Origin of the sequence: Butyrivibrio hungatei, from assembly GCF_900101605.1 — a bacterium.
GTDB classification, from domain to species: Bacteria; Bacillota; Clostridia; order Lachnospirales; family Lachnospiraceae; genus Butyrivibrio; species Butyrivibrio hungatei_B.
This window is the reverse complement of record NZ_FMUR01000009.1, coordinates 36,324-57,747: the sequence shown is the minus strand read 5'-3', so window position 1 is coordinate 57,747 and position 21,424 is coordinate 36,324. Positions and strand designations below refer to the sequence as shown.

Below are 21,424 nucleotides of genomic sequence, written 5' to 3'. Positions count from 1 at the left end.
GATGGTATGACCTTTTTTAAAGAAAGTGCAATAAAAAGTCATACGAATGCAGTAAGAAACCTCGTTGTGAAAGGAAATGCCATGACTTATTTGGAGTAAAATGCAATAAAAAGTCATAAAGCTGTTTTTTTATATAGATTATTTGGAGTTTTATGGTTTGGTATGAAGGATTTTGTTTTTTTGAGAGAGCAGTGTATTAGTGAGATTACTTGTCTTGGAATAGAGCTTGGCAAGATTGACTCGTGGTCTGTGAACAGAAGAGCCAAGACTCGTTGGGGCTTGTGCAGATTAAAACGTGACGGAAGTTATGAGATTGAGATTGCGGAGAGACTTCTTGTTGATGACAGGATTTCTGAAAAAGCCTGCAAGGAAACAATTATCCATGAGCTTCTTCATACCTGCAAAGGTTGCATGCGACATATGGGCAAGTGGAAGCAGTACGCCGAGCTGATGAATTGTGCTTACGGCTACAATATCAAACGAGTGACCGAAGGCTGTGAAAAAGGCATCGAGAATTACAAGGCCTCTGAAATGGCAATAAAGTATGTATTTACCTGTGGCGGCTGTGGTGCCACAATCTATCGCAAGCGTGATAGCAAGTTTACAAGAAATTATCGCCACTACGGCTGTGCAAAGTGCGGAGCCGTTGCTTGGTCGAGAAAGACTGTAAATTCATGTTCATCTGAGGTCGCCTCATATATAAATGTGGATAAATCCGGTAGTTAGCATTATTAGTATTATGGGAAAAGCAACAAAATTATGAGTTTATATTTTTTTTGATGCTTAAAATGAAAGTAATGAGCGTTCAAAGCATCATAATTGATACATTTTCGGAAATTTGATGCTTCACATACTCTAGGCTATGTGTTGAAAGCATCAATTGGGGAAGTTTTCAAATTTTTTGATGCTCGCATATATAGTGGGCTAAGAAGAGGGATTTTGATCAGTTGCGAAGTGAAGTGGATGATTAAAAGTCTGCGAGATATTATATTGGTAGTGCAGTGCTACTGTAACCAAATAAGTAGACTATAGTAATTGTCTAACTTGTTGTAATCTACGTTGGTGTCGTCAATCCCCTTGCAGAATGACAATTTATTCTTCGTAAAAGGTTGAGGTATTTGATGGCACTAATACTAGATAAAACAATAGCAGAACATGTTTCACCGTTTGAATTGAAGAACATTCTTTTCAGGCGGTGAATTTGTTATGAGTTTCAATGTTTGACGTAGTTGTTGTTTATAAGCTTTTGAAATGCATGGGAAAAAGGTACTAATTTATCGATATTCAATTTGCTTGGGCGTATACATAGTATAATAGTAATAAGAGATTATGATTTTTGCAATCCCAAAAGAAGATATTAGCAAGGAGCGGTCAATGAAAATAATACATTGTGCAGATATTCATCTAGATTCACAAATGACGGCAAATTTAGATAAGGTAAAGGCAAAAGAGAGAAAACATGAGATATTGGACACGTTTTTGAGAATGGTTGATTATGCCGAAAACAATAATATTGATGCAGTCATAATCGCCGGAGATTTGTTTGATACAAAGTCTTTTTCAGCTGGGACACGCAATAGCGTTGTGGATGCTATTGTCTCTCATCAAGATATCGCTTTTTATTATCTTAAGGGCAATCATGGAGGTGGAGACCATTTCATCGATGCTATTAAAGAGATACCTGATAATCTTCATTTATTTGAAGAGAGTTGGAAAAAATATAATTTATTTGAAAAGGAAGGAAAAAGAATCACACTATCTGGGATAGAGCTTAGTAATGATAACATAAGCACTGTATATTCATCCCTCTTGTTGGATCCAAGAGATTTCAATATTGTTACTATGCATGGGCAGATATCAACGTATCAGGTCAAGACTTCTCCAGACAACATAAGCTTATCTGATCTGCGCAACAAGAATATTGATTATCTTGCTCTTGGACATATACATGAATATCAGGAAGGCAGTTTGCCGCCAAGAGGTAAATATTGCTATTGTGGATGCCTTGAAGGCAGAGGATTTGACGAATGTGGAAAGCATGGCTTTGTTGTACTTGATATAGATGAAGGTGATTTTACGTACAATACGGAATTTATAGATTTTGCAAAGAGACATCTTTATGAAATTCCGGTTGATATTTCAGATTGCAAAACTAACGCTGATATTAGAGGAAAGATTGATGCGGCAATAGGATTACAGAAGTCTGAAACAAAGGATCTGTTAAAGATTGTTTTGACAGGTGACATTGAAGTTGATTGTGAAAAGAATACAGAATATCTAGCAAAAATATTGTTGGAACGTTTTTATTTTGCTAAAGTTAAGGACAAAACCAAAATTGCAGTTGACTATAATGATTATGAACTCGATGCTTCGCTCAAAGGAGAATTCGTAAGAATTGTTAAAGGTGATGAATCGCTTACCGAGGAAGAAAAAGCTGAAATAATTCGTTGCGGTTTTCAAGCGCTTAATGGGGAGGATATCGAATTATGAAATTGGTCAGTTGCCACATAGAGAGTTTTGGAAAGCTACAGAATTTTGATTATTCATTCGATGATGAAAAGAGCATAATACACGAGGATAATGGATGGGGTAAAAGTACGCTTGCCACATTTATTCGCGTTATGTTCTATGGTTTCATAGGAGAAAACAAGAGGACTATCGTTGATAATGAGAGAAAAAAATATAGACCATGGCAGATGGGGACCTATGGCGGAAATATCGTTTTTTCGGTAAATGGTAGAGAATATCGTATGGAAAGACGATTTGGAGAAAAGAAATCAGGATCTGATGAATTTGCATTATATGACAATGCGACAAATCTGAAATCAGATGACTATTCTACTAATATTGGCGAAGAAATATTTGGTATCGATCTAGAGTCTTTTATGAGAACAGTATTTATAGCGCAGCAGGATTGCGGTACAGAGGTCACACCCAATATAAGTGCAAAGATAGGCAATGTTTCTGATCAGACTGCAGATATGGGAAATTATGATGATGTTCAGATTGTTTTAAAAAATGAGATGAACAGACTTACTCCGGATAGATCAACAGGTAAGCTTAGTAAATTGAACATGAGAATTTCCGAGCTTAATGAAAAGGTTAGAAATAAAGAGTTTTATGTGGATAATTTCACAGAACTCGAGAGAAGACTTGGAGAACAGATACACAAAAAAGAAAAGAAACTTGAAGAACAGCAGGCTGTCCAAAAAGAATTGGTGCGTGTGTCGGCTATCAAGGATTCGCAGGCAGGTGCTGAGAGATATAAGGAATTATGCGGACAGGTAGCTAATGCCAAGCAGGAATATGAAAATGCAAAAAGTTTTTTTCCTAAAGATGTTCCTGAGAAGGCAGATATTGACGCTGTTATAAAACGTTGTGATGATTATGAGAACGCTCTTCAGACAATGAAAAACTTCGCGTTGTCAGATGATGAGAGTCGGAAAAGGATTTCTTTGGAGTCGTTTTTTAATTCCGGTGTGCCTGATGAGGATAAACTTCGTGATATAGAGGGCAGCATAGATAAATTGTCTAAACTTGAATCGGAAAGGGATGCAAGTCAACTTTCTGATGTAGAGAAAAGAAAACTTGATGATGCAAAGAAACTCTTTGAGAATTACAAGCCTTCTTTGGAAGAAATCGATAATCTTTCAAATGAATGGGGCGAAAGAAAGAGCAAAAAAGAGGTACTTTCTTCAAAAAGGATGAATGCAGAATTATTTAAAAATGCTAATTCTGCGAATAGTGGTTCAGAATCTTCATATAAAACAGTGGGGCTGCTCCTTATTGTGATCGGTATAGTTGCGGTGATCAGTGGAGGTGCGATTATTGTAACCACAAAGAATATAGCATTAGGTGCAATCGTTATTTTAGTTGGAGGGCTTCTTTCTGTAGTAGGCGTAGTTCTTTCGTCGGGAAAGAATAAGAAAAAGACTGATGGTAATAGTACGGATAATTCAGCATATGAGCAGTTACTTGATGAAATAGCAAAAGATGAGGATTTTATTAAGAGGGTAGAGCAAGGCTGTATCGAAATGTTTGATAAGCTTGGGATGCAGTATAACGAATATGATGCGCCTGCAGAACTTTCGCGTATCAGAGGCCTTATTAAGGATTATGATGAATTGGCTGATAGGTGGCAAAAAGGAGAATCTCCTGAAAGGGAGGAAGAGATAAAAGATTTAACGATTTCTATTGCAGGATTCTTGGGTAATTACAGACAGGATGTTCAATCCGATTATCAAAAAGCACTCTATCAACTTAGAAGTGATGTATCAGATTATTCAAGGCTTAAGGATAAAATGGATAAGATGCAGAAAGCTTCTAAAGAGAGGGATGATGTAGGAAATGAGGTTAAGAACTATATAATATCAATGGGATTTGAACCTGAGGAAAATCTTAAAGATCAACTTTCTTTGATGAATGAAAAGATTATTAGTTTAAACTATTCAAAGGATGCTTTAAAAAATAGTACCGAAAGAAAAGAGGCCTTTGAAAGGGACAACGACGTTACAAAGTTCATTGATATTGATTACACAGCAGAAACAGCTTCTCTTGAGGAATTGAATGGATCCTTTAATAAGTTGAAGCTAGAAATTGCTGAAGTGGAAGATCTTGAAGATAGCTTCAGAGATCAACTTGGTACGACTGCACAAGAGCTTGAAACTATAGAAAGCGATGAGGCGGAACTTGAGGAACTACAAGAAGAATATGCGGCTGATATGAGAAAATATCAGATTATTGCTAAGACGAAAGAGTATCTGGAGAAAGCAAAGCAGAACTTTTCAGGTAAATATATGGATGATATCAAGAAATCATTTGAAAAGTATCATAACATTATTTCAAACAGTGATGAAAAGTATGAGCTTGATGCAAATCTCAATATTAAGTTAAAAGAAAAAGGGAGCTTGCATGAGCTTGGGGTATTGAGTGAGGGCTATAAGGATCTTGTTGGTCTGTGTAGAAGAATTGCAATGGTTGATGCAATGTATGATATGGAAAAACCGTTTCTTATTTTTGATGATCCATTTGTAAATCTGGATGAAAGCAGACTGTCCGGTGCGGTCAAGTTTCTTGATGATCTATCAAAAGAATATCAGATAGTGTACTTCTCATGTCATAAGAGCAGATGTTAACGGATGCTTTTGCAAAGGAGAATGTGGATGAGTATTATTATACTTTTTTATTTCGCTTTTTTGTTTATTTTGGGGGCTTGTATTGTTATTGCATATGTGATAAAACTTGAGCGCCGAAAATGTGTTGACAAAATTCACGTAGGTATGAGTGAGAGCAAAATGTTTAAAATTATGGGAAGAAGGTACAATAAAAGTTTGTTGAAAAATGGTAGAGTGAAATATGAGTGGCGCTATTCCAATGGCGGAAGATATAGAAATGTAATTAAGGTGGATATATATTGTAAGAATGGATGTGTAGAAGAAGTGAGATCGCATAATCTATAGTGTCAATATGTTCGGCAACATTGGCGTAATAGTGATGATTTTTGCCAGAACCTGAACTATGGTCATATAAAGGCAGTTGCACTAAATTTGGTGTGGCTGCCTTTTGCTATATAAAGATTGCTTAGCTATTACATTGTTGCCAACATAAAAAATAAACAGCATATAACAGTTGACAACAGTTATATGCTGTTATACACTGTTTATGAACGGAGAAAAAACTTACTGCAGAAAGTTTTGGTTTCCGCACTGCGCAGGCGGGAAGCTCCGGGAAAGGAAATAGACATGCAGATAGTGATAAACGGTTCATCTATGGTGCCGGTATACGAGCAACTTATGGACAATATCAAGCAGCAGATAATAAGTGGAGAACTTAATGAGGGCGATGCGCTTCCGTCAGTAAGAAAACTTGCAAATGAGCTTAAGATAAGCGCCCTTACGGTGAAGAAGGCCTATGACCGACTTGAGGAGGAAGGCTTTGTTGTTACTGTGCATGGGAAGGGCAGCTTTGTTACGGGAACGGATATGGCGCTTGCTGTTGAAGCCAGAAAGAAGTCGATAGAAGAAGAGTTTGCCGTTTCGGTTGAACGTGCCAGAGCACTTGGCCTTAAGGATGATGATATTCGTGAGATTTTGGAGATAATTCTGGGCGAATAAAAGGAGAAAATGATGATTAAGATAGATGGGCTTAAGAAGAAATATAAGGATTTTGAACTTGATATTTCAATGGATATCAAGGAAGGAACGGTAACAGGGCTTATCGGAAAGAACGGAGCAGGAAAGAGCACTGCTATAAAGGCTATACTTGGTCTTATACATCCCGATGCAGGTAGCATCAAGGTTATGGGTGATGTTCCAGGTAAAAATATGGAGAACATAGGCGCGGCTTTTTCTGATTCCGGAATGAGCATGCTTTATAACATCAATGATATTTCACGCATTATGCATGCGATGTACGATGAATTTGAAGAAGATAAATTCAAGGAATTATGCCAAAAGATGGAACTTCCTTTTGATAAGCTTTTGAAGGACTTTTCGAGCGGTATGAAAGCAAAGCTGAAAGTTCTTTTGACAATAAGTCACAAAGCAAAGCTTCTGGTGCTTGATGAGCCTACTACGGGACTTGATGTTCTTGCAAGAAATGAAGTGATGGATATGCTAAGGCAATATCTCGAGGAGGACGCTACGAGGTCTATTCTTATCAGTTCGCACATCTCAACAGATCTTGAGGGGCTTTGCGATGACATATACATGATTGACAAAGGAAAAATTATTTTGCATGAGGATACGGATGTACTCCTTGGTCAGTACGGAGTTCTCAAGATGTCGGAAAAAGAGTTTGAAGAACTTGATAAACAGTATGTAACCGTCAGCAGAAAAGACAGCCTCAGTGTGACCTGTCTTACAAATGAAAAGCAGTATTATATTGATAATTATCCTAATATAGCAGTGGAAAACAGCAGAATTGATGATATTATCATGCTTACTTTAGGAGGAAATTGACTATGAAGAGTTTTTTGATAAAGGATTTTATATTACTTAAGCAGAGAAAAAGTTTTTTTATGGTATATTTTTTGATGATAGTGGCGATGATCTACACAAAGAATATTGTTTTTTTCATAGACTTTTTTTCAATACTGGCCATGATACTGGCTTTTTCGACGATGTCATACGACAGTCATGACAATGGGATGGTATTTTTGATGACAATGCCAAACGCAAGGAAAAACTACGCGAGAGCAAAGTATGCTCTTTGTGGGATTCTTCTTTTGGCGAGCTGGGTTGTTCCGTATCTGGTAAAAGTAGTTTCTTCCATAAAAGAGTATAATATGATCAATATAGCGGATATTCTCTTAGATAGTATCATTATTATGCCGATATGTATTCTTATTTGCAGTGTAATGATTCCCGTGATGCTTAAATTCGGTGCTGAAAAAGGTCGATTGGTACTGGCTTTGGGTTTCGGGACTTTGACGATTATCGCCGTTGTGATAATGAAAACGGAGATTTTAAGTAATCTTTTTGGACTTGCAATATTGGAAGTTGGTAATCTTTTTGGCTTTGAAATTTTGGGCATCGCAGCATGCGTGGTCATACTCATCGGGCTTGTTGTATCTATTATTATAAGTGACAAGATCATGGAAAAGAGAGAGTTTTGAACGTTAACATGACTATTTTGATGAAATAAGCCGAGACAGTCATGAGGTTACTTGCTTGCAGATAGCGGCAACCGCATCGGTAGCGGGATAGCGTGAGGTGCTGTACATCTGAGTCCGCTTCATATATAATTACGAATAAGAAAAAATAGAAATGTCAGAATTATTTAACCGCCTGGAACTAAGGAAAATGTTTCAGGCGGTTTATTGCTTAGAAATACTGCTCGCGCGTCGCCATTTTGCGAGCGAAACGCTTTTTAATGATACTTTTTGGCAAAACGGAGGAGTTAAGTGTATGGGACAGATAGAAGAATTGGAGAGGGAACTTGAATCGATAAAGTACCAGGTCGGTCAGATTCAACTTGGTTTGTCGAGAGCCACACATGCTGTTGTAGATATAAAAGAAGAGCAGAAAAAGTTGCAACAAATGCAGGCACAGATACAGTCGAACATGCAGCAAGCAAATATGCAACAACCACAGTCGCAAATGCAGTCGCCTATGCAATCACAGCCGCAGATGCAGCCAAACATGCAACAGCCTCAAATGCGGGGAACTTTGCAACCGCAGGGGATGCAATCGCAATATCGCCAGATGCCCCAAGGAGCGGCGCCGGCGCAGCCTATGAATGGGCAGCAGAACAGTGACCAGACTGGATATCAGCCTATGCAGAACAGGCAGCAATTCAATCCGGCATATCATCAGAGCAGGCAGCAATTCAATCCAGCATATCAGCAGAACAGGCAACAATTTAACTCCGCATACCAACAGAATCTGCAGCAATTAAACCCTGCGTATCAACAGAATCCTCAGTCCGCATTTCGCAATATTAATAATGCAAATAAGAACTCAGCGGAGTCGTGGATAGGTAAGCATTTGATGGGTGTGTTTGCAAGCGTACTCATCTTCATAGCGCTTATTCTGTTTGCAAGCCTCATTATTCCATATCTCAATGACGTGATCAAAATTAGTCTGATGTTCACAGTGAGCATTGCGCTTACGGGATTTGCATTTTATGAGCATCAAAAGAGGCCTGGGAACACCTTTTTTACAGCGCTTCTTGCGTGCGGAATCGGATGTAGCTATCTGTCGATACTTGTGACAAGGATCTACTTTAAAGTTATCGGCGATGTGGCCATGTATGTCCTTTTGCTTGTCTGGGCCGGAATTATTTTGTACATGGGCAAAAGAGAAAGCAAGCTTTTTCAGGTTATCGGAAATGCGGGATATATCATTTCCGCGCTTCTTGCATGGAATTTAAAGGATGGAGCTTTGGTTTTGCCTGTTCTTGTTTATCTTTTGATCATGGGAGGCGCCTTCCAGTATAACTTTAGAAAAGATAATTTGCAGCGAACGATTCAAAGTTGTATAAATCTGGCGATAATTTTATATTTTGCAACACGGATTGGTCATAATGTTGAAAAATGCGTTTCTTTAACCGCTTCTGCAGGCCTTATTGTAGTTATCAGTGCAGCATATTTTGCGGCTTTTCTATTCGGAAAGAAGCTTATTAACAGTGCTAATAAGACATTTTTTGCAAGTGCAAGTGCGATTGTCTTTTATGTGTCATTTCTTTTGCTTGCAGACTGCCTGAAAATGCCGAAATGGATTGCACTAATGGTGTTCTTTGGTGTTGCTGCGATTGCGGAAGCAGAAGCCTTTTTACAGCGGAACGAAAAAGAGAGCGAAACAGTATCGTTCTTTAAGAGCTTTTGGATAACTGCCTGGTTTGCAATCGCGGAGATCGGTACATATATTTTATATCAGGAGTTTTTTGACAGCGGAGCTCTTTTTGTCGCACTTCTCCCGATTGCTGTTTACGGCGTTAAGAAGGAGTATGCTCTTTTTAGAAATCAGGCGATCATATTGGCGGCGCTGATGACCTTGCTTGAGAATTTCGGCGAGTGGAGCATCATATTCTGCGCTGTGGAACTTGTATATGCAATCATAGTTTTGGTAATGGAAGGTTTTGTCGTCAAAAAGTCGTTTGAATATAAGTTTATTTGGTATTTCTATGTTCAGGCATGTATTGCGCTTTTATTTTGGACTGTTGCAGATAAATCTGCTTTTGGTAATGACGGTTTCAGGATTATGTGTGCGGTTATCCCCGTGGGAATCTTCAACATGCTCATGCGGATGCTTAAGTTTGACAGGGACGATAAGGGCGTAAGTAATATTACGGCATTGATGGTTCTTGATGGTGTAAATGCAGCGGGATTACTTTTGGGACTTTACAATATTTATATGGTCGAAGGAGCTATTCAGCAGGGAATAAATATTGCCTTTACTACAGCGCTTGCCTGTGTCAACGTTCGCAGGCATTTCGCAGGAAAAAGTGCTGAAAAACTGTACGCCGGAATTAAATTTGGCATAATCCTTCTGGTTTCGCTTATCAGTTATGATGCGGCAGGCTATATTGTCAGCGTTGCGGTTTTGGCTTTTGCCATACTGTGCATAGTCATTGGGTTCAACAAGATTTTTGGGGCAAAAGAGCTCCGAATATATGGACTTGTATTGGCTATGGTCAGTGTTGTTAAGTTTATAATGTACGATATCACTTATGAAAATACGATCGGGCGTGCGATCAGCTTCCTGATCAGCGGAATACTGTGCTTTGGGATTAGCGCGATCTACAACCATTTTGAGAAGCAGGGGCAGCAGTAAGATGATTATTGGCACCGTACAGAATGTAGAGAGGCTAATAAGTTCTGATTGAATCGTACCTGATATGATGTTAAAATGTTCGGTGTTTGAGGTTATTTTTTTCTTTAAAAACAAGGAGAACAAATGAATTACGAAGGTAGGACTGAGAATTATAAGCGTCTTGGTGAAGAATGCGGTGTCTTTGGTATGTATGATTTTGACGGCGGCGATGTTGCCGGATCTATATATTACGGACTCGTTTCACTTCAGCATAGAGGACAGGAGAGCTGCGGTATTGCCGTGAGCGACACAACCGGACCAAAGGGAAAAGTTACAAGCCATAAGGATATGGGACTTGTAAATGAGGCTTTTACTCCGGAGATATTGGACACTTTAAAGGGAGACATCGGAGTAGGTCATGTCAGATACTCAACAGCAGGCAGCAGTACGCGTGAGAATGCGCAGCCGCTTGTTCTAAACTACGTAAAAGGAACCTTGGCACTTGCACATAACGGTAACCTTGTCAATGCACCTGAGCTTCGTCATGAGCTCGAATATACCGGTGCAATCTTTCAGACGACAATCGATTCGGAAGTAATTGCATATCATATTGCCAGAGAGAGACTTGCGACCAAGTCTGTCGAAGAGGCAGTCGGAAAGGCTATGCTCAAGATAAAGGGTGCATACAGCCTTGTTATCATGTCGCCCAGAAAACTTATCGGAGCAAGAGATCCTTACGGATTTAAACCCCTTGTTATAGGAAGAAGAGAGAACTGTTATATCCTTGCTTCCGAGACATGTGCGCTTGATACGGTAGGTGCGACATTTATCCGTGATGTAGAGCCCGGTGAGATAGTTACAATTTCTCCCGAGTTTGGAATTCAGTCCGACAAGAGCATGTGTATCCCTAAGGAAAAACATGCGAGATGTATTTTTGAATATATTTATTTTGCACGTCCTGACAGCACTATCGACAATATCAGCGTATATGATGCCAGAATAGCTGCAGGAAGATTTCTTGCTATGGATTCACCCATAGATGCGGATCTTGTAGTAGGCGTTCCCGAGTCCGGAAACGTTGCGGCACTTGGATATGCAATGCAGTCGGGAATACCTTATGGTCAGGCTTTTGTAAAAAATTCTTATATAGGAAGAACTTTCATTAAACCCAAGCAAAAGAACAGAGAATCAAGCGTTCAGGTTAAGTTAAATGCACTTGGAAGTGCGGTTGAGGGTAAGAGGATCATTATGATTGACGACTCGATCGTAAGAGGAACAACCTCAGACCGAATTGTAAGAATGCTTCGCGATGCGGGTGCAAAAGAAGTGCATATGAGAGTAAGTTCACCTCCGTTCCTGTGGCCATGCTATTTTGGAACCGATGTCCCTGCAAGAGATCAGCTTATAGCTTATAATAGAAATGTTGATGATATCTGCAAGATAATCGGTGCAGATTCACTTGCTTATCTTGGAATAGAGAGACTTGAAGAGATGGTTGGCGGAAATCTCGGTATCTGTAAGGGCTGCTTTACAGGTTCTTATCCGGTTACCCCGCCTACTGAGGACATCAGAGGAGAATTTGAGAAATAAAAGAATGTGTCTTTTATCAGGAGGAATGAAATGAGTACAGATCGTTATACAAGCCCCTTATCGGAGCGTTATGCAAGTAAAGAAATGCAATATATCTTTTCACAGGATATGAAGTTCAAGACATGGAGAAAGCTTTGGATCGCACTTGCTGAGATAGAGAAGGATCTTGGACTTAACATAACTCAGGAGCAGATCGATGAGCTTAAGGCTCACAAGGATGACATAAACTATGATGTTGCAAAGGCAAGAGAAAAAGAAGTTCGTCACGATGTAATGAGCCATGTGTATGCTTACGGCCAGCAGTGCCCCAAGGCTAAGGGAATCATCCATCTTGGCGCAACAAGCTGCTACGTTGGTGATAACACAGACATCATCATAATGACGGAAGGGCTTAAGCTTGTAAGAAAGAAGCTTATAAATGTTATCGCAGAGCTTTCAAAGTTTGCCGAGGAATACAAGGCGCAGCCTACACTCGGATTTACTCATTTCCAGCCTGCACAGCCTACAACAGTAGGAAAAAGAGCAACACTCTGGCTTCAGGATTTTACTATCGATCTTGAGGATCTTGATTATGTTCTTGATAATATGAAGCTTCTCGGATCAAAGGGAACAACGGGAACACAGGCTTCTTTCCTTGAACTCTTTGACGGAGACCTTACTAAGGTTGATAAGCTCGATCCCATGCTTGCTGAAAAGCTTGGCTTCAAGGGATGCATGGCTGTTTCAGGCCAGACTTACAGCCGTAAGATTGATATGAAGGTACTTAACGTACTTGCCGGAATTGCATCATCTGCAACAAAGATGGCACAGGATATCAGACTTCTTCAGCACCTCAAGGAAGTTGAAGAGCCTTTTGAGAAGAGCCAGATCGGTTCATCTGCAATGGCATATAAGAGAAATCCTATGAGAAGTGAAAGAATCTGCTCACTTGCAAGATATGTCATCATTGATACTCTCAATCCCGCTATTACTGAGGTTTCACAGTGGTTTGAGAGAACTCTTGACGATTCTGCAAACAAGAGAATTTCAATTCCCGAGGGATTCCTTGCAACAGATGGTATACTTGATTTATGCATAAATGTGGTTGACGGCCTTGTGGTTTATCCTAAGGTTATCGAGAAGCGCCTTATGTCTGAGCTTCCTTTCATGGCAACAGAGAATATCATGATGGATGCCGTTAAGGCAGGCGGAGACAGACAGGAACTTCATGAGAAGATCCGTGAGCTTTCCATGGAAGCAGGTAAGACAGTTAAGGTTGAGGGAAAAGACAATAATCTTCTTGAACTTATCGCAGAAGATCCCGCATTCCCGCTTACTATCGAGGAGCTTAAGGCGTCAATGGATCCCACTAAGTATGTTGGATGCAGTGCGCATCAGGTAGATAAATTCCTTGCGGAAGTTGTAAAGCCTATATTGGATGCAAACAAAGGAGACCTCGGTCTTACCGCTGAGATCAATGTTTGATACCGCTCGGAGGCAATATGAAAATAATTGACATACTAAATAACAAAGATGTGACTTTGTCTTTTGAGGTTTTTCCGCCCAAAACTGACGATAAGTACGCTGATGTTGAGAAGGCTGCGGCAGAGATTGCCGCACTTAAGCCTGATTTTATGAGCGTTACTTACGGAGCAGGCGGCGGAACAAGTAAGAATACGGTGAATATTTCGGCGGATCTTCAAGACAAGTACGGAGTTACCGTGTTGTCACATCTTACATGCGTATCGTCTACAAAAGAGGATGTTAAGTCCATGATTTCCGTTTACAAGGAAAAAGGAATCGAGAATATCATGGCACTTAGGGGGGACATTCCGAAGGAAGGACGAATCTGCTATGATTACGATCATGCGACGCAGCTTATAAGCGACATAAAATCGCTTGATGAAAATATATGTATAGGCGGAGCGTGTTATCCCGAAGGACATGTAGAATGCGCAAGGCAGTCGGAGGACATCATTCATCTTAAAGAAAAAGTGGATGCAGGTTGTGATTTCCTTACAACCCAGATGTTTTTTGACAATTCTACGTTGTACCAGTTCCTTTACAGGATAAGGGAAAAGGGCATAGAAGTGCCGGTTCTTCCGGGAATCATGCCAATAACCAACGCAAGACAGGTGGCAAGGAGTGTTTCTCTTTCAGGCTCGACCATTCCGCAGAAGATGAAGATAATGGTTGACCGTTTCGCGGACGATCCCGAGAAGATGAAAGAGGCGGGTATAATATATGCCTGCGATCAGATAATCGATCTTATCTCCAACGGAGTCAGCCATATACATGTTTATTCAATGAACAAGCCTGATATCGCTGCTGGCATAATGAGGAATCTTTCTACAATTATTAAATGATAAAAGGGGAGTATAGTGATGGACGAAAATGTACAGAACATGACGGAGGAGCTTGGGAAAAAAGCTCCTTCAAAAAGTAATATAAATGAAATTGACTTTGCTTATTCACAGGAAGTTATAAGGAAAATGTCGGATTACTTTGACGAGAAGGTAGTCGGACAGAAACAGCTTAAATTTTCTCTTATCGCATCTATTCTGGCGGACGGACATATTCTTATCGAGTCTGTTCCCGGTCTTGCAAAGACTACTGCGGCTAAGGCTATTTCTGATGCCGTAGACGGAAAATTTGCGCGAATCCAGTGCACACCGGATCTTCTTCCGGCAGATATCATCGGAACACAGATTTATAATCAGGCAACATGCAAGTTTGAGACTATGCTGGGGCCTGTTTTTGCCAATTTTGTCCTCCTTGATGAGGTCAACCGTTCAAGTGCAAAGACTCAGTCTGCAATGCTCGAAGCGATGCAGGAGAAGCACGTTACCATCGGCGGAAAGACCTATAATATGCCGGAGGACATTTTTATCGTTATAGCAACGCAGAACCCTATTGAGCAGGAGGGAACATATCCTCTTTCAGAAGCTCAGACGGACAGATTTTTGATAAAAGAGGTTATTACATATCCTACGGCCGCTGAGGAAGTAGAGATATTGAAGAGAATAGAGTCTGGAGTTATATCCGAAAAGACAGATCCCGTGCTGACAATACAGGATATCAACAAGGTTCAGGATATTGCGGATCAGGTATATGTTGATGAAGCTGTTAAGTGGTACATTTCAAGTATCGTTGTTGCCAGCAGAAGAGCCAATCAGATTCCCGGATTTGAGCTTGGCAAATATGTAAGGATCGGTGTAAGCCCGCGTGCTTCAATAGCATTCCTTAAGATGGCCAAGGCTGCAGCTCTTATGATGGGAAGAACTTATGTAACACCCGAAGATGTAAAGGTTGTAAGACATCAGGTTTTAAGACACAGAATAGGTCTTAATTATTCGGCTGTTGCAGACAATATTTCAGTTGAGACGGTAATTGACGGAATCGTAAATTCTGTTAAGACTCCGTGATAGAGTGCGACTATGAATATTGATTACGAATACTTATCGAAGATAAGGAGAGCGGTAGCTCTTTATACAAATAAAAAAACCTCCAATATTCTTGACGGTGATTTTCATTCCATACATAAGGGAAGAAGTATGGAATTTGAAGATCTGAAAGAGTATGCGCTTGGCGATGAGGTTCACGACATCGACTGGAAATCATCTTCCAGAATGGGAAAAACACTGGTAAGAAGATATATGACCGACAGAAGACACAACGTGATGTTTGTGTGTGACTGTGGAAAAAAGATGACGGGCGATACTCCGAAAGGTGAGTCAAAAAAGGATGTTGCGCTCTATGCTTTCGGAACTGTGGCATATCTTACGGACAAGAACGGAGCCGATTTTTCGATGGCTTTTCCTAAGGGAGATACATCAGAAATAAGTATGTTCAAGGCAGGAACTGAGCATATAGAGAGACTCATATACGAATATGAAAAGTATATTGATAAGGACAGCAATATTTCTTTTGAACAGTGCATAAAGAACGTCCTTAACTGTGTACATAAGAGAATGATAGTTATTCTCATAACTGATATCGAGGGACTTTCATCTGTAAGTGAGAGTACGCTCAAGGCGGTTTCCTGCAATAACGATCTTATGGCGATGTGTGTGGAAGATGCCATGCTGACGGGAGATAATGTTTTTGACAATGAGCTTGGACACTATGAGAAGTGGTTTCTTTCTCACAACGAAAAGCTCAAAAAGCAGGAGCTTGAGTTTAGAGAAGCTACGGCAAACAGCATAGCGTTAAGCAGTAGGCAGAGCAGAACATCGGTTATCTCTCTTTCAGGTACGGAGGAGATAATTGATAAGACAATAGTTTTATTTGAAAGGCACAGACATGGAAACTACGGTTACATTAAGACCACCATTTGAATACAGTCTTTGGGTTTTGCTGGTCGGAATCGCTATTTTTGCGGCCTTTCTTTTTGCGTTTATATGGGTGCTTTCCAAGATACTTGGAATCGAGAGAGGTGAGAATATTACTTCCGATAAAAAAGACAATCGTTTCAGTATCGGCAGTGGATATCAGTACATAATGAAACAGAAGTATATTGCGCAGATTCAGATGCTCAGTAATGATTACAGAAAGGGGAAGGTGAGCCAGAGAGAGGGATTTCAGAGGCTCAGTCTTTTGATAAGAGGCTTTATACATGATGTTACGGGAATCAATGTTGAGACGGCGACTATCCGTGATGTCAAAAAGCTTGGTATCAAGCATCTGGATAAGCTTATGGAAGAGTATTACGTTCCGGAATTTGCGGAGGACGGAAGACCGATATCCAAGGAACTTTCGGAATCCTGTGAAATTGCGATGGGAGTGATCAGAACATGGACATAATGCATAAATGGGTCATCGTTTTGGGAGTCGTGCTGATCGCCGGAATTTGTTTTGGACTTTATAAATACAGCAAGAAGATAACGACTAAATTTAACGGCGGAATCAGAGCTGCCAATACCCGGAAAATCAGATCCAGCAAGTTATATACAGAATTGTTTAAACAGTACCGCATAATCAGGACGGTCTTGATAGCGGGACTTATAATATGCATGCTTTCGTCTTTTATTCTTATTTCAAGACCGTTTAAGTCAAAGGAAGTTGTTAACGGTGTAAAGAAAAGAGATATCATAATATGCCTTGATGTATCATATTCGCTCTATGACCTCAACTCAGAGATCACGGAGTATATAAAAGGCGTGGTAAAAGGGCTTGAAGGTGACAGGATAGGAGTGAGCATTTTTAATACTTCATCCGTTACATATGTGCCTCTTACAGACGATTATGAGTATGTTGCACAAAAGCTCGATGAACTTGATGAGTATTTCAAGCTTCAGAAGGATATGTACGACAATTTTTACAATAAATATCAGTATCTTACGGATATGACGGAAGAGGAAAAAGAGAGGTTTTATGAGCTTGATGAGAAGCTTTCATACTACGAGGCGGGAACTCTGTATCGCTCAGATACAAAGGGATCGTCGCTTATAGGAGAAGGGCTCGGCTCTGCACTTTATTCTTTTCCCTATCTCGGAGAATCGGACAGGACCCGTGTGATCATCATGTGCACCGATAACGAGCTGAATTCGTACTATCCTGAAATTATGAATCTTACTGACGCATCAGAAGCGTGCAAGAATAATAAAACCACGGTATTCGGAATATTCCCTTCGGAGGATAAGTTTTATTTGCCCGAGGAATACAGTTATAAGGTCTGTTCTTCGGAATTTCAAAGTGCCGTTGAGAATACCGGCGGAAAGTTTTATGTAAGAACGGACGAGCATCCTGTTTCCGAGATTGTTCAGGATATCCAGAAGCAGGAAGCAATGATGGTGAAAGTTGTATCATCAAGAGAAAATGTTGATATCCCCGAAGCGGCATTTATAATGCTTCTTTTGGGAATTATCGTGTTCTGCGGAGCAGGATGGGTGTTGCAAAAATGATTATAAGACCTATTTTACCGATAGCGTTTCTCCTCATAATCTTTGCGGTTTTGATCGCGATTACAGTATGGGGAGTTATCAGAACGAGTGTCGGAAGAAAAGACAAAATATTTACTGCGCTGAGGCTCGTGATTATATATATCTTGGTGCTTATTATCGGATTAAGGCCCATGACGGTGGATGAAGAATACGAGTTTTCCACAAGGAATCTCGATGTTATCTTTGTTGTGGACACAACGATCAGCATGTGGGCTGAAGATTATTACAACGGCAACAGGATAGACGGCGTAAAGAAAGATGCAAAGCAGATCATAGATGATCTTGCGGGAAGTAACTTTGCGCTTGTTACGTTTGACGATCAGTCTCACGTTGTTTCGCCATGTACACAGGATTTGGAGCATGTGAAGACTCTTCTGGATACGCTTGCGCCTCCCGGATATGAGTATGCCGGCGGAAGCGATATGTCTTTGCCATACAAAGATCTTGAGTCGCTGCTTCTTTCTTCTTCAAGGAAAGAAAACAGGAAAAGCATAGTTATATTCATGAGTGACGGCGAGATTACAAACGGCAATGAGCTTACGTCTTATGAGGCTTTGAAGCAATATGTGGATTCGGGAGTGGTTCTCGGATACGGCTCGGCAGGCGGCGGAAAGATGAAGATTGACAATACGTACATCTATGACGATGCTGAGGGAAAAGAAGCCGTATCTTACCTCAATGAGGATAATCTTAAGAGCATTGCGGGCGACCTTGGGCTTGAATATCATAATATGAACAGCGGAAGCAAAGGGCTTAACACTACGATCGATGTGATAAAAGAGACCTCAAAGACCGTAACGGAGAAAGAGGACGGTATGGAGAAGTATGTCGATCTGTACTTCTGGTTTGCTATACCTCTTGTTTTGGCGCTTTGTGCGGAGCTGTGCATATTTAGCATAAAAGGGAGGTTATGAGTATGAAAAAAACACCTCTTAGATATATTTTTTTACTGGTATTTTCATTTGTTATCTGTATTGCGGGTGCTTCGATAGTTACAAGGGTGCTGGTCAACAAGGTTTTTGTAAAAAGATACAACGCAGGAAACTACGATACGAAGCTTGAAGAGAAGCTTTTGCTTCTGAATTTTCCCGAGAGTTACACTCCTTTCTATAATCTTGGAGATGCGTATTACAAGCAGGAGAGCTATTCGGAGGCAGCAGGCTATTTCACCGAAGCGCTCAAGATGTATCCTCCCGAAGATAAAGAGTGTTCGATAAGGATAAATCTTGCACTTGCGCTGTGCAATACTATAGATTTTGACGATCTTTCAAGTCAGGATAAGATTGATACGGCTATTTACGTCCTTTATAAGGCGAGGGATGTTCTTCTTGAGAACGGATGGGCGGTTGAGGAAGGTGATAACTTCAGGGATGCCGATGCCCAGCAGCTCAAAGAAGATATTGATAAAATGCTTGAGAAACTGGAGAATCCCGATAAGTCAAATGACGACCGGCAGAAAGATGACAAATCTTCCGAGCAGGAAAAAGATGATTCTTCAGACGGCGAAAATAAGAGCAGTCCGAAAGAAAAGCGTCAGCAGGATGAGTTGCAAAAGAGTAAAGAAGGCGCTATGAAAGAGCGACAGGAAACAAGACAGAGTTCTGAGGGTGAGAAGAGAGCCCGTGAGAAAGAAGAAGGGCAGGTAGGCGGATCCGACGGTCAGGGCGGAGAAGGAACGCCACAGCCCGTGAAACAGTGGTAAATCAGATTTTTTATAGGAACTATTTTATAGGGAAACGCGGATTTAAGCGTTTCCCTAATTTAATTAATTAGAAAATTTTGCATATTTTAGTTGAAAAAACGCTTTTTTTAATAAAAGAAACACACATATGTGCACAAGATGATGTATAATGTAACTGTAATTTGGTATATTTTGTGTGAAAAAGTATTGCGAAAGGGGATAAGAAAATATGAAAAAAAGCATATCGGCTATCTTGGGTGTTGCGTTGACGATTGTTGTCATAGTGGCCGGAGCGCTTGTTTTTCCTGTGGATTCAAAGGCATCGGAGATGACTTTTACAGGTAAGATTGACGACAGAACGACGGCTGAAAAGATGTATCTTTCTACGTCCGGCGGAACAGTAGAGATTAAGATCGATGATTCGACAGATAACAGTGAGGCAAAGTTTTTCTTCCCCGGAACAAAGGTTACGGTTACTTGTTCTACGGGAAGTGACGGGTACTGGCACGCAACTTCGATCAAAAGCGAGGTAAAGCCCGGCAAAGCTGAAGTTGATTCTGCCAAAGCCACTACTGTAAAGGGCAAGATAGCAAAGGGAACAACTAGAGAGAAGATATATCTTAAGTCCGGTGACGGAACAATGGAGATAAAGCTTGATAACGAAACCGATCTGAGCGGAGTTAAGTGCATCATGGTCGGCAGAGAGGTTGAGGTAAACTGCGCAAGAGGATCCGATGCATATATGCATGCTCTGTCTGTAAAAGACAAAATGACAAGTGCTTTGTCCACAGCCAATGTTGAAAAGTACGGAGCAGGTGTCAGAGGAACAATATCCGGACAGACTACTTCAAGTAAGCTTGTACTCAAGACTTCCGAAGGCAGGATGGAGTTTGTGATCGACAGTAATACAGATGCTTCGGAAGGAAGAGTTGTTTTCCCAGGACAGAAGTATACGGTATATTTCTACAGAGGTAATGATTCATGGAACCATGCTTCAAAGATTGTAAATGAGAGTGATACGTCATCACCTACAGTTTCTGTTGATGAGAGATCAAAAGCTACCGTAAGCGGTAAGATCAAGAGTAAGACCAATGAGAGTACTCTTTTCCTTCAGACCAAAGACGGAACAATGGAGATAAGACTTGATGCCAATACGGTATATAACAATTGCCTGTTCCTATTGGAAGATAAGAGAATTGTTGTTACCCTTGCAACTGGTTCTGACGGATATAACCACGCGGTGTCCATATCACCTGAGTGGTAAGTTGTAAGATATACAGAATATAAAAGCCTTGATTATGGAATCTTCCATAGCCAAGGCTTTTTACATTGTTTATGATTTTTTATGCTTTCTCGGGTTCGGGATAATCTACTCCGAAAGTCTCTACTGTAACTGTCTTCATAACCTGAGGTGTTGTGGGACGGTCGTTCCAGTCTGTCTCGGTCTCGGCAATCTTGTTTACGATTTCGAGGCCTTCTGTAACCTTACCGAATGCAGCGTAGTCTCCGTCAAGGTGAGGAGATGTCTTGTGCATGATAAAGAACTGTGAGCCTGCCGAATTGGGCATCATGGATCTTGCCATTGATAAAACACCCTCTGTGTGCTTTAAGTCATTTTTAAATCCGTTTGATGAAAACTCACCCTTGATTCCGTATCCGGGGCCGCCCATTCCGCTTCCTTCCGGGTCTCCGCCCTGAAGCATGAAGCCTTTTATTACGCGGTGGAAAATAAGTCCGTCGTAGAAATTCTTTTTGATAAGTGAAATAAAGTTATTTACTGTGTTGGGGGCAATCTCCGGATAGAGCTCAGCCTTTATGACATCACCGTTTTCCATTGTGATTGTAACAATAGGATTCTGTGCCATTTTTTTCCTCCTGATAAATGTTATTGTGTTAGAATCAAACACTTCTGCAAGTATAACATAAAGAAAAGCAAAGTGAAAATACAGGGAGAATACAGATGAAATTTAGCAAATTTA

At 40.5% G+C, this 21,424-nt stretch carries 19 protein-coding genes; 18 read left to right on the top strand and 1 reads right to left on the bottom strand.

Annotated features, from left to right (window positions below):
• Positions 1-162 precede the first annotated feature (162 nt).
• The 18 genes from BLP87_RS08145 (at position 163) to BLP87_RS08060 (ending at position 20,709) form a co-directional block, all read left to right on the top strand.
• Positions 163-726: a SprT-like domain-containing protein gene (locus BLP87_RS08145; RefSeq protein ID WP_074462255.1), complete on the top strand. Its 564-nt coding sequence runs from the start codon at positions 163-165 to the stop codon at positions 724-726.
• Positions 727-1,329: 603 nt separating this feature from the next.
• Positions 1,330-2,490, top strand: a complete 1,161-nt coding sequence (locus BLP87_RS08140) for a metallophosphoesterase family protein (RefSeq protein ID WP_242871831.1) — start codon at positions 1,330-1,332, stop codon at positions 2,488-2,490.
• Positions 2,487-5,135 (top strand): AAA family ATPase, encoded by a 2,649-nt coding sequence (locus BLP87_RS08135; RefSeq protein ID WP_074462253.1) that lies wholly within the window; start codon positions 2,487-2,489, stop codon positions 5,133-5,135. Before BLP87_RS08140 ends, BLP87_RS08135 begins: the two co-directional genes overlap by 4 nt.
• A gap of 27 nt (positions 5,136-5,162) precedes the next feature.
• Positions 5,163-5,459, top strand: coding sequence for a hypothetical protein (locus BLP87_RS08130; protein ID WP_074462252.1), 297 nt, complete (start codon positions 5,163-5,165; stop codon positions 5,457-5,459).
• A gap of 282 nt (positions 5,460-5,741) precedes the next feature.
• Positions 5,742-6,113, top strand: a complete 372-nt coding sequence (locus BLP87_RS08125; protein WP_026667250.1) for a GntR family transcriptional regulator — start codon at positions 5,742-5,744, stop codon at positions 6,111-6,113.
• A 12-nt stretch (positions 6,114-6,125) separates the two neighbouring features.
• Positions 6,126-6,959 (top strand): ABC transporter ATP-binding protein, encoded by an 834-nt coding sequence (locus BLP87_RS08120; protein WP_074462251.1) that lies wholly within the window; start codon positions 6,126-6,128, stop codon positions 6,957-6,959.
• A 2-nt stretch (positions 6,960-6,961) separates the two neighbouring features.
• On the top strand, positions 6,962-7,615 hold the full coding sequence (locus BLP87_RS08115; protein ID WP_074462250.1) for an ABC-2 transporter permease: 654 nt from the start codon (positions 6,962-6,964) through the stop codon (positions 7,613-7,615).
• 292 nt (positions 7,616-7,907) lie between these two features.
• Positions 7,908-10,274, top strand: coding sequence for a DUF2756 domain-containing protein (locus tag BLP87_RS08110; RefSeq protein ID WP_074462249.1), 2,367 nt, complete (start codon positions 7,908-7,910; stop codon positions 10,272-10,274).
• 123 nt (positions 10,275-10,397) lie between these two features.
• Positions 10,398-11,843 carry an amidophosphoribosyltransferase gene (gene purF, locus BLP87_RS08105; RefSeq protein WP_074462248.1) on the top strand — a complete coding sequence of 482 codons (1,446 nt, stop codon included), beginning with the start codon at positions 10,398-10,400 and terminating at the stop codon, positions 11,841-11,843.
• Positions 11,844-11,873: 30 nt separating this feature from the next.
• Positions 11,874-13,307: an adenylosuccinate lyase gene (gene purB / locus BLP87_RS08100; RefSeq protein ID WP_074462247.1), complete on the top strand. Its 1,434-nt coding sequence runs from the start codon at positions 11,874-11,876 to the stop codon at positions 13,305-13,307.
• A gap of 17 nt (positions 13,308-13,324) precedes the next feature.
• Complete coding sequence (gene metF / locus BLP87_RS08095) at positions 13,325-14,188, top strand: methylenetetrahydrofolate reductase [NAD(P)H] (RefSeq protein ID WP_074462246.1); 864 nt, start codon at positions 13,325-13,327, stop codon at positions 14,186-14,188.
• 18 nt (positions 14,189-14,206) lie between these two features.
• Complete coding sequence (locus BLP87_RS08090) at positions 14,207-15,247, top strand: AAA family ATPase (RefSeq protein WP_083334537.1); 1,041 nt, start codon at positions 14,207-14,209, stop codon at positions 15,245-15,247.
• Between the two features lie 12 nt (positions 15,248-15,259).
• Positions 15,260-16,159 (top strand): DUF58 domain-containing protein, encoded by a 900-nt coding sequence (locus tag BLP87_RS08085; protein WP_074462245.1) that lies wholly within the window; start codon positions 15,260-15,262, stop codon positions 16,157-16,159.
• Positions 16,125-16,625, top strand: coding sequence for a hypothetical protein (locus BLP87_RS08080; protein WP_074462244.1), 501 nt, complete (start codon positions 16,125-16,127; stop codon positions 16,623-16,625). The genes BLP87_RS08085 and BLP87_RS08080 overlap by 35 nt, the downstream gene beginning before the upstream one ends.
• The gene (locus BLP87_RS08075; protein ID WP_074462243.1) at positions 16,616-17,725 is read left to right on the top strand and encodes a VWA domain-containing protein; all 1,110 of its coding nucleotides are present in this window, start codon (positions 16,616-16,618) and stop codon (positions 17,723-17,725) included. The genes BLP87_RS08080 and BLP87_RS08075 overlap by 10 nt, the downstream gene beginning before the upstream one ends.
• On the top strand, positions 17,722-18,678 hold the full coding sequence (locus BLP87_RS08070; RefSeq protein ID WP_176756620.1) for a vWA domain-containing protein: 957 nt from the start codon (positions 17,722-17,724) through the stop codon (positions 18,676-18,678). Before BLP87_RS08075 ends, BLP87_RS08070 begins: the two co-directional genes overlap by 4 nt.
• Before the next feature lie 2 nt (positions 18,679-18,680).
• On the top strand, positions 18,681-19,466 hold the full coding sequence (locus BLP87_RS08065; RefSeq protein ID WP_074462241.1) for a tetratricopeptide repeat protein: 786 nt from the start codon (positions 18,681-18,683) through the stop codon (positions 19,464-19,466).
• A 208-nt stretch (positions 19,467-19,674) separates the two neighbouring features.
• Entirely contained in the window at positions 19,675-20,709 is a 1,035-nt protein-coding gene (locus BLP87_RS08060; protein WP_074462240.1) for a hypothetical protein, read from the top strand.
• 79 nt (positions 20,710-20,788) lie between these two features.
• Here BLP87_RS08060 and BLP87_RS08055 read toward each other — a convergent pair whose 3' ends face one another.
• Complete coding sequence (locus tag BLP87_RS08055; RefSeq protein ID WP_074462239.1) at positions 20,789-21,310, bottom strand: peptidylprolyl isomerase; 522 nt, start codon at positions 21,308-21,310, stop codon at positions 20,789-20,791.
• Between the last annotated feature and the right edge of the window lie 114 nt (positions 21,311-21,424).

Bases quoted from the DNA above. Each gene is read 5' to 3' on its own strand.
- BLP87_RS08145 (WP_074462255.1), top strand. From the start codon at position 163: ATGAAGGATTTTGTTTTTTTGAGAGAGCAGTGTATTAGTGAGATTACT.
- BLP87_RS08140 (WP_242871831.1), top strand. From the start codon at position 1,330: ATGATTTTTGCAATCCCAAAAGAAGATATTAGCAAGGAGCGGTCAATG.
- BLP87_RS08135 (WP_074462253.1), top strand. From the start codon at position 2,487: ATGAAATTGGTCAGTTGCCACATAGAGAGTTTTGGAAAGCTACAGAAT.
- BLP87_RS08130 (WP_074462252.1), top strand. From the start codon at position 5,163: ATGAGTATTATTATACTTTTTTATTTCGCTTTTTTGTTTATTTTGGGG.
- BLP87_RS08125 (WP_026667250.1), top strand. From the start codon at position 5,742: ATGCAGATAGTGATAAACGGTTCATCTATGGTGCCGGTATACGAGCAA.
- BLP87_RS08120 (WP_074462251.1), top strand. From the start codon at position 6,126: ATGATTAAGATAGATGGGCTTAAGAAGAAATATAAGGATTTTGAACTT.
- BLP87_RS08115 (WP_074462250.1), top strand. From the start codon at position 6,962: ATGAAGAGTTTTTTGATAAAGGATTTTATATTACTTAAGCAGAGAAAA.
- BLP87_RS08110 (WP_074462249.1), top strand. From the start codon at position 7,908: ATGGGACAGATAGAAGAATTGGAGAGGGAACTTGAATCGATAAAGTAC.
- purF (WP_074462248.1), top strand. From the start codon at position 10,398: ATGAATTACGAAGGTAGGACTGAGAATTATAAGCGTCTTGGTGAAGAA.
- purB (WP_074462247.1), top strand. From the start codon at position 11,874: ATGAGTACAGATCGTTATACAAGCCCCTTATCGGAGCGTTATGCAAGT.
- metF (WP_074462246.1), top strand. From the start codon at position 13,325: ATGAAAATAATTGACATACTAAATAACAAAGATGTGACTTTGTCTTTT.
- BLP87_RS08090 (WP_083334537.1), top strand. From the start codon at position 14,207: ATGGACGAAAATGTACAGAACATGACGGAGGAGCTTGGGAAAAAAGCT.
- BLP87_RS08085 (WP_074462245.1), top strand. From the start codon at position 15,260: ATGAATATTGATTACGAATACTTATCGAAGATAAGGAGAGCGGTAGCT.
- BLP87_RS08080 (WP_074462244.1), top strand. From the start codon at position 16,125: ATGGAAACTACGGTTACATTAAGACCACCATTTGAATACAGTCTTTGG.
- BLP87_RS08075 (WP_074462243.1), top strand. From the start codon at position 16,616: ATGGACATAATGCATAAATGGGTCATCGTTTTGGGAGTCGTGCTGATC.
- BLP87_RS08070 (WP_176756620.1), top strand. From the start codon at position 17,722: ATGATTATAAGACCTATTTTACCGATAGCGTTTCTCCTCATAATCTTT.
- BLP87_RS08065 (WP_074462241.1), top strand. From the start codon at position 18,681: ATGAAAAAAACACCTCTTAGATATATTTTTTTACTGGTATTTTCATTT.
- BLP87_RS08060 (WP_074462240.1), top strand. From the start codon at position 19,675: ATGAAAAAAAGCATATCGGCTATCTTGGGTGTTGCGTTGACGATTGTT.
- BLP87_RS08055 (WP_074462239.1), bottom strand. From the start codon at position 21,310: ATGGCACAGAATCCTATTGTTACAATCACAATGGAAAACGGTGATGTC.